Consider the following 7568-nt stretch of genomic DNA (forward strand, 5'->3'; position numbering starts at 1 on the left):
GCAACTCTGATACATGCCTCTGGCCTCGCCGGTGGAGACCTGAAGTTGTTCAAGCTTGCGTCATCGCTGGAGCAAAGCGGACAGCATGCCTTTTTCACTGGATACCGTACGATCGGTTAGTTCAGCATATCCGCTCTTTTAGGTTGCGAGCTCTGCTTCAGACAACATGGCCGTACCGATAATCCGATCTTTCGCCAATTGATTGATCTCGTCGTCGGAGAGCCCAAGCAGCTCTGATAGGATTTCCCTATTATGTTGCCCGAGCGTCGGCGCCGCTGTACGGACCAGATAAGGCTTTGCGTTATCACGAATGGGCATTGACGGCTGCGGATGGACGCCGATGAAGGGGCGTTCGAGTTTTTGCAGAAAGCCACGCGAGCGAAGATGCCGATCCTGTAGCAGGTCAATCGGCAGGCGGGCTACACCGGATGCAACTCTCGCGGTTTGCAATTCGGCCATGGCGTCATCCTCATCGCGGTTGCCGGTCCAAGCTTCGATGGCTCTTTCAATCTCATCCTCAATGGCTCGACGAGCCGCGGCAGTTCTCAGCGATGGGTCCATCGCCCAGTCTGTCCGACCAACAAGCGTGGCAAGCCTCTCCCACATGTCATCGTCGCTAGCTGCGACTATGATCCATTTGTCTTCACCCGCACACCGAAAACAGCCATGCGGCACGAATTGTGGATGTCGATTGACATATTTGGTCGCTGGTGTGGCTTCTCCCTGGAGGAGCGGCGCGGCCTGGGCACACGGCAAGCCGCTGATCGACTGAACAGTGATCCATGGTGCTGCGAACGGCATCAGACATTCGACTTGGGCTAGATCAATGAACTGGCCTTGTCCAGTCCTGCGAGCATGAATCAATGCAGCCAGCACCGCTGCGCAGCCGTTCAGTCCCCCGACGGGGTCGCCAAGAGCGATGTGAGTCATAACGGGTAGTCCATCGGCCGCGCGATTCACACCTGGAAGCCCTGACGCCTGCTCGAGTGTTGAGCCATAGGCTCGGCACTCGCGATGGACGCTGTTCGTCCCAAATGCCGACATTGACATCATGACCAGCCGGGGGTTGAGAGCGCTCAGCACGTTGTAACCAAGTCCGAGTCTTGAGAGTACGTCGACTGAAAAATTGTCAACTGCAATATCGGCTCCTGCCAACAAACGTTTTGCAAGAGCGATCCCTTGCGGACGCTTCAAGTCGAGTGTAATTCCGCGCTTGTTTCGGTTGACCATGCAGAAGCATGGCGCTTTTTCGTACATTTTGTCAGTCACGTAGCCAGGACGCCGGTCAACCCCGCGCCACCAATCCGGATATTGGATGGCCTCGATCTTGATCACATCTGCTCCCAGGTCGGCCAGTGTGCGCGTACAAAGAGGGCCGGCCCAGCCCATCGTGAAATCGACGACTCGAATCCCGTGCAAAGGTCCCCGATCAGCACCTACGCGTACAGCCGTATCGGATTTGTCAGAGGCGTCTGTTCGGCTGCCTGCGAATAGCTGCTGCTCGCCCGCCGCCGGGACTTTTCCGCCCCGCAGTGGCGGGGTCGATGTCAGTCGCAGCACTGAGCCGACGGTCAGTCCTTCTTCTTCACCCATCCGGACAGGCACGATTGCGCCGCGAGCCAGTCGTTCCGGGTCTTGCAGTAGATCGGATATCTTCGGCACCAGTATGATCGGGATCTTGCGTGTCACCCCTTCCGCAAACCATTCAAGCGCAGTTCGTGCCTTCAGCTTCGGTATAAACTGTCGTTCGATCCGGTCGGCATCTTGCAGGCGACCTTCATTGAAGGCCAGCGCCGGATCATCACGCAATTCTGCCAAACCGAGCATGTCGCAGAATGCCCGCCATTGCTCCGGCTTGGCCGTCGTAACGCCCACCCAGCCACACTTTGTCGGGTATATGCCTGTCGGAAAGTTAGGCCAAAAGCGGTTGATTCCAATCCGGCGCATGACATCGCCCTGCGCAAACGCCTCGAACATCAGATACTCAGTCAAAGCGATATTCGATTCAAAGATGCTGAGGGACCACGTTTGCCCGCCGCCGCGATGCGTTTGCGTCACCGTCGAGGTAGCCGCGGCGATAAAAGCCCACAGTCCGGCAAGAATACCCGCCTGGAAATCTGGAGCGTGCAACGGCGGTCCTTCGGCTGGTCCAGCCAATTTCACTAGGCCGGCTAATCCTCGCACGGTGGAATCGGTCGCGGCAAATCCTGCATAAGGTCCGTCGGCGCCAAACCAACTGGCCTCGAGGTGGATCAATTCCGGCCGCCGCTCGCGGATGCCCCCAACATCGATGGACGGGCAACCAGCCGGATCAACGTCGCGACCATCGATCAGAATGTCGCAATCCCCGATCAAGAACGTGAGCTGTGCGACCGAATTTGGCTCGGCGGGATCGATGATGGTACTTGATTTGTTGAAGTTTAAGAATGCGAACCACGCACTCTGACCGCCGGGCGTTAGTGGCGCACTGCGCCGAATTGGATCTCCGGTCGGTGGCTCAACCTTCTGCACATCGGCGCCAAAATCGGCAAACAGCCGCGCGCAATAGCTGGTCGCGGCCGAGCTACCGATCTCGACGATTCGCAAATGCGACAACACTTCCATCAAGAACCTCACTTTCGGGCCGCCCTCATGCGCCAAACCGCCGTGAGCGACTTGATGCGTATCCTCCACCCCCGTGATTAGCTGTCGTTACGCTAATGTTGTGAGTAACGCGAGCTTGGTAATTAGCCCTGATGCCAGACCGATCAGATGGTCGGAGCGGCTTCCCGGCTTATATGACGTCATCGATCTGAAACCCGATGGTTACTACGGCGACGTTGCCCTTCCATAGACCTCTATCGTCCTTGGACCAGCGATATTCTTCGCGCTTGAACGATCAGCGATAATCGCCATCCTTCTGATGCTAGTGGCCGAGAGGGTTGTTCCGCACGATCTTTCCCTCTGCTCAATCGCTCGCCTATTTCAAACGAAATAAACCGCTGGCTACGTCAAGTCACCTACAAGATTCGAAAGTCCGCAAAGGGCACACAATTGACGCCTCATCTCGATCAAATTCGCGCCTGCTCGAAGCCGCGCAAAGGCGCTTCCGAAGCTGAACCTTTGCTTTGCTGAGCGGGACGTCTGTCGCTGTCCAGCTTAAGAATGACCAGCAACTACAGCGTAATGGAGTAGACGGTAAGAGGCTACGAGGGACCGCTAATTGTTCGCTCGCCCTGCCAGAGCGGTCGACCACGCATGAGAGCACGAATATCTGGGTGCACTTGGGCCGCGCGAGTCGTCCACCAACTGTGCCTGGGGGGCACGAGATTATGCAGCCAGCGCCTCGACTGCCGACCACGGGGGAGCAGCGATTTGGCATGATGAAAGTCTGACGGCGCGACATATTTCCGCAATCACATCCGGAATCTAACCCGACCTCCTCGAAGGCTGCTTTGCATTGCTAAGAGGCGATCTCAGCTCAATCGAAAGGCAACGTGCTTCGCCCATGACATCGCAAATCTCACGCTTGTCGGAATGCTGCAGCTCGAACGCGAGCTGCCACTAAGTCACAACGTCAGTCTTTGGCCCTACCCAATTGAGCGGGAACGCGACACCAAAGCTCCGCCTCTCGTCAGTTGTTTAGGCTTCCGCAGTAAAGGGTTATGAGCCGAGAATCGCCATCGTCCACCCATTTGAAGCTGACGGAGCTATGAGTGATGCTGCGTTGGCTACCAATGCGGTCGGCGTTCCTCTTGCAATCTGAGCGGCGTGGCAAACTCCGGCTGCTCGGCTATTGTCCACCAGTTGGCGTTCGTAGGCTTCGCCCTGACTGGCTGGATGTCCAGCTTGTTTTAACGCCCGTGATTAGGCGCCGCGGCGCGGATCGTAGGTCTGGCTCAGACGCCACTCGCACCAGCTCAACACACGGAAAGTCTCTCTTATTCTTTTCGGTTGATCATTTTGCGAGTCTGCTTCACCTGCAGCTTTGCGTACGTCGACATTAGTCCGGCTTCATCGGATATCGTCACCAGTTTGAAACCCATGTTAATCGCGCGCGCCGCGCCTTCGGCGCCGCTGCAATGGATACCTGGGTTGAGCTTGCGCCTGTTGCACTCCTTCACGACCTTTTCGTAGATACGTAGGATCTCCGGCTCGGTGTAGTCGACCTTGGGCCCGAGCCCGTAAGAGAAGCCGAGATCAGTAGGTCCAATATAAACGCCATCGATGCCCGCTACGTCGAGAATTTGTTCGATGTTCTCGACCGCGGTTTTGGTCTCTATCATCGGAAGGACTGCGACGTCGTCGTTGGCCTTCTTCTGGTAGGTGCCCGCCGCGTGATACATGCCGGCCCGGATTGGTCCATTCGAACGAGCGCCAGCCGGCGGATATTTCGCGTACGATACAAGGTTTCCTGCTTCCCGGGGGGTATTAACCATTGGACAGATCAGGCCATAGGCGCCAGCGTCGAGGACCCTGCCGATTATACCCGGCTCGTTCCACGGCACACGCACCATCGGCGTGACGGGATGGGCGCCCATAGCTTGGAAGCACTCCACCATCGAGCGATAGTCCTGCACGCCATGCTGCAGGTCGACGGTTACGCTGTCGAACCCGCATTGCGCAATTACTTCCGCAGCAAAGCCAGACGGAATCGAAAGCCAGGCATTCACCACCGCCCCGCCCGAATTCCAGATCTGTTTGACGTTATTGACTGACATGGATTCTATTCCTTCTCGTCTAGCTCGGCCCTGCTGATTGCGCGCCGCTGATCGGAGGCAGTTCTAGTAGCCAGCCACCACTCCGTTCGCTTTCGGAGACAACTTCTCGTTTCAAGGGTCGTGCCAACTGCAATAGTCTAATGGTTATCTCTAAACAGGACGTGTCATCCTCGACATTATGTCGCAAATCGTTCGATCGGCCACGCTTTGCCCTCCTCTCGATTCACGCGCCCGTAGCAGTGTTCAGAGCTACCGTTGAGCCGATAGTACGATCAGCTTTGCTCCCTTGTCAGTAGGACGTCTCCGAGCCCGTTCGTCGAAAACGCCAGGGGTCTCTATCTCAAGGCGGATCCTCAAAGTCCACAGTACAGACAATGGCCGTTTCCCTACACGCCGGGGCCATCCGTCTGATCGAAGATCGCCAATCTCAAGACTCCTCAGAAGCGAATCGGCTGTAGCTTGGGGCGGCGCTGGCTTGCATCAACCCAGGACGCACTAAATTCCACTGCTCGTTGGTAGGACGGGCAAAATTGAATCCAGGCCAGGGAGCGTGCGTCCGCTTTGTTCCGAAGTTCGCATAGATTGTTCATCAGCTCCGCATTGAGCCAGACGATGATCGGCACTATCGAACATCGGCACATAGAGGCGCTAATTGCCTCCACCTTCACAATTGGTAGCAAGTCACACAGTCAGGTCTGAACCTCCTCGGAATGAGTACAGACCTGTAGTAGGCTCTGAGAGCTCGGGAGGTGTCGAATGGGAGCGCATCGGCATATCAACGCTGACGGGTCTGCGGTACAATACTCAAAGCCATGTTACTTACGAAGCGTGTTCATAAGCGAAAGTCTTAGTTTGAGGGCTATCAGCGTTCGTAGGTTCGCAAATCTCGTTATCCAAGTAAGCTATTGACGTTAAGGTAGGTTATGTTTCGTCATGCCATCGCAAACCCAACGCGCGCTCGGAATTCTGCACCTCGAACGCGGGCTGGCGCCCGGTGCACCGCCCATGTCGCGGCCAGGTTCGATGCTTGATTCAGCTACTTTTGATTTTCCGACGATCGTGGAAACCGTCCCAGGAGCCTGGGTGGAGAACGTCGTCCGCGGTGATACAGCACTCGAACCAGCCTACATTACCACTGCCCGGCGGCTGGTCGAGCGAGGCGCGGTTGCAATCACCTCTACTTGCGGCTTCTCTATACGCTATCAGGAAGCGGTGGCCATGTCTGTAAGTGTGCCGGTGGTGATGTCCAGTCTCCTCCTACTACCAGCTTTGCTGCGCCAGATGCCACCGCATGCCAAAATCGCTGTCCTGACCTACGATTCTACGCATTTCGGCGACAATCTGATCGAGATCGACGATCCCGCCGAGCGGGCAAGGATCGTGATCGGCGGCGTGGAAGGCGGAAAGTACTGGCATGATGAGTTAAAGCGCCCTGCTCCACTAATCGACGTCGCTGCGATGGAATCCGATGTCTCCGATTGCATCAAGCGCATTCGTGCATCGCACCCAGAGATTGCAGCCATTCTGTTCGAATGCGCAGGGTTTCCGATCGTCGCGATGGCGATCCGTCGTATGGTGAAGCTGCCCGTCTATGATATCATAAGCCTCTGTCGAATTACCATGGCATCCCTCGTTTGAGGCCGAAGTAACATTCAAGGCTAACCCACACTACTGTCCGATGCTTTGAGCTGCTGCCGGTTTGGTGGACAGTGAGATTGGGTCTTTCACGAAGCCGGAGGTTGGTGATGACGAGACGGAAGTTCAGTCGCGAGTTCAAGATGGGGGCTGTCAAGCTGATTAGGGAGCGTGTGTGTCGGTGGCGCAGGCCGGGCGCGACCTGGATGTTCATGAGAACGTTTTCCGGAAATGGGTGAAAGAGTTCGGCTCCGATCCGGTGCAGGCCTTTTCCGGGCCACGGGCAGATGAAGCCGGAGCACCAGGAGATTGAGCGGTTGCGCCAGGCTGAAGGCCGAGCGGGATATCCTAAAAAACTGTCACAGGCCGCCGCCCGCCTGCGTGCGTAGAAACAGCCCATGCTATTCCCATACCTTGGAGGGTAGCGGCCGTCAGCTCATTGGAGACATAGGCCCCGTTAAAAACGTGGTCCATGGGTGCATGCGAACTTGAGAGTGGTGACGCCGTTCATCGGCGATCCCGATCAGAAAGATGACGCTTTGGCGTAGCCCAGAACCTCCTGCCCACAATCGGATGGAGAATTTGCGATGCCCAAGAGGACGACCGACCGCCCGAAATTGAATCCGGTGAATGTTGGCGCCGCGGCCATCGACATTGGATCACAAATGCACATGGCAGCGGTCGACCGGTTTCCACTGACACGCCAGTACGTGCGTTCGGCACATTGTACGCCTCCGCTGACGGCCGCCTTGTTTGACGGAGGCGAGCGCTGCAGGTCCTAGGGGTAGTCCTAGGAGAAGCGCTATGACGATATCGCGGGCAGAGGTGATCACATCGGTAGAGCGGCGGCGGCGGTGGTCGCGAGATGAGAAGGAACGGCTAGTTGCAGCATCACTCGAGCCAGGAGCCACTGTTTCCGAGGTGGCTCGCATGGCCGGCCTTCATGTGAGCCAGCTGTTCCGGTGGCGTAAAGAGCTTTGCGAGCACGGTGAGACGAGCGTGGCGCCGTTCGTGCCGGTCGAGATTGGGCCGTCTGTGCCGGCGCGGGATGTGACCGAAGTACGATCGACGACGGCGTCGGCGCGTCGACGGAAGGGCCAGGGCATCATCGAGATCGACCTTGGTAGCGGACACCGCATCCGGGTCGATGGCGACGTTGATGGAGACGCGCTGCGTCGCGTTCTCGACGCCCTGGTGCGCCGATGATCCCGGTTCCGACAGGCGCGCGAGTGT

Annotated in this window: 4 protein-coding genes and 1 pseudogene; 3 read left to right on the forward strand and 2 right to left on the reverse strand. The window is 57.2% G+C overall.

The annotated features are described in order from the left end of the window. Nucleotides 1-138 precede the first annotated feature (138 nt). Together CI41S_RS16600 and CI41S_RS16605 are read right to left on the reverse strand one after the other, a co-directional pair. Entirely contained in the window at nt 139-2604 is a 2466-nt protein-coding gene (locus CI41S_RS16600; RefSeq protein WP_139860447.1) for a CaiB/BaiF CoA-transferase family protein, read from the reverse strand. Nucleotides 2605-3920: 1316 nt separating this feature from the next. Beyond that, complete coding sequence (locus CI41S_RS16605; RefSeq protein WP_139860449.1) at nt 3921-4700, reverse strand: HpcH/HpaI aldolase family protein; 780 nt, start codon at nt 4698-4700, stop codon at nt 3921-3923. A gap of 933 nt (nt 4701-5633) precedes the next feature. Here CI41S_RS16605 and CI41S_RS44430 point away from each other — a divergent pair. From CI41S_RS44430 to tnpA, 3 genes and pseudogenes are all read left to right on the forward strand, one after another. Beyond that, the gene (locus CI41S_RS44430; RefSeq protein ID WP_244626552.1) at nt 5634-6338 is read left to right on the forward strand and encodes an aspartate/glutamate racemase family protein; all 705 of its coding nucleotides are present in this window, start codon (nt 5634-5636) and stop codon (nt 6336-6338) included. A 107-nt stretch (nt 6339-6445) separates the two neighbouring features. Continuing rightward, nucleotides 6446-6689, forward strand: a pseudogene (locus CI41S_RS16615) (transposase); the annotation flags it as partial. Nucleotides 6690-7139: 450 nt separating this feature from the next. Next, the gene (gene tnpA, locus CI41S_RS45355) at nt 7140-7541 is read left to right on the forward strand and encodes an IS66-like element accessory protein TnpA (protein WP_139859349.1); all 402 of its coding nucleotides are present in this window, start codon (nt 7140-7142) and stop codon (nt 7539-7541) included. Nucleotides 7542-7568: the final 27 nt, after the last annotated feature.

It is taken from the genome of Bradyrhizobium ivorense (genome assembly GCF_900696085.1).
GTDB lineage: Bacteria > Pseudomonadota > Alphaproteobacteria > Rhizobiales > Xanthobacteraceae > Bradyrhizobium > Bradyrhizobium ivorense.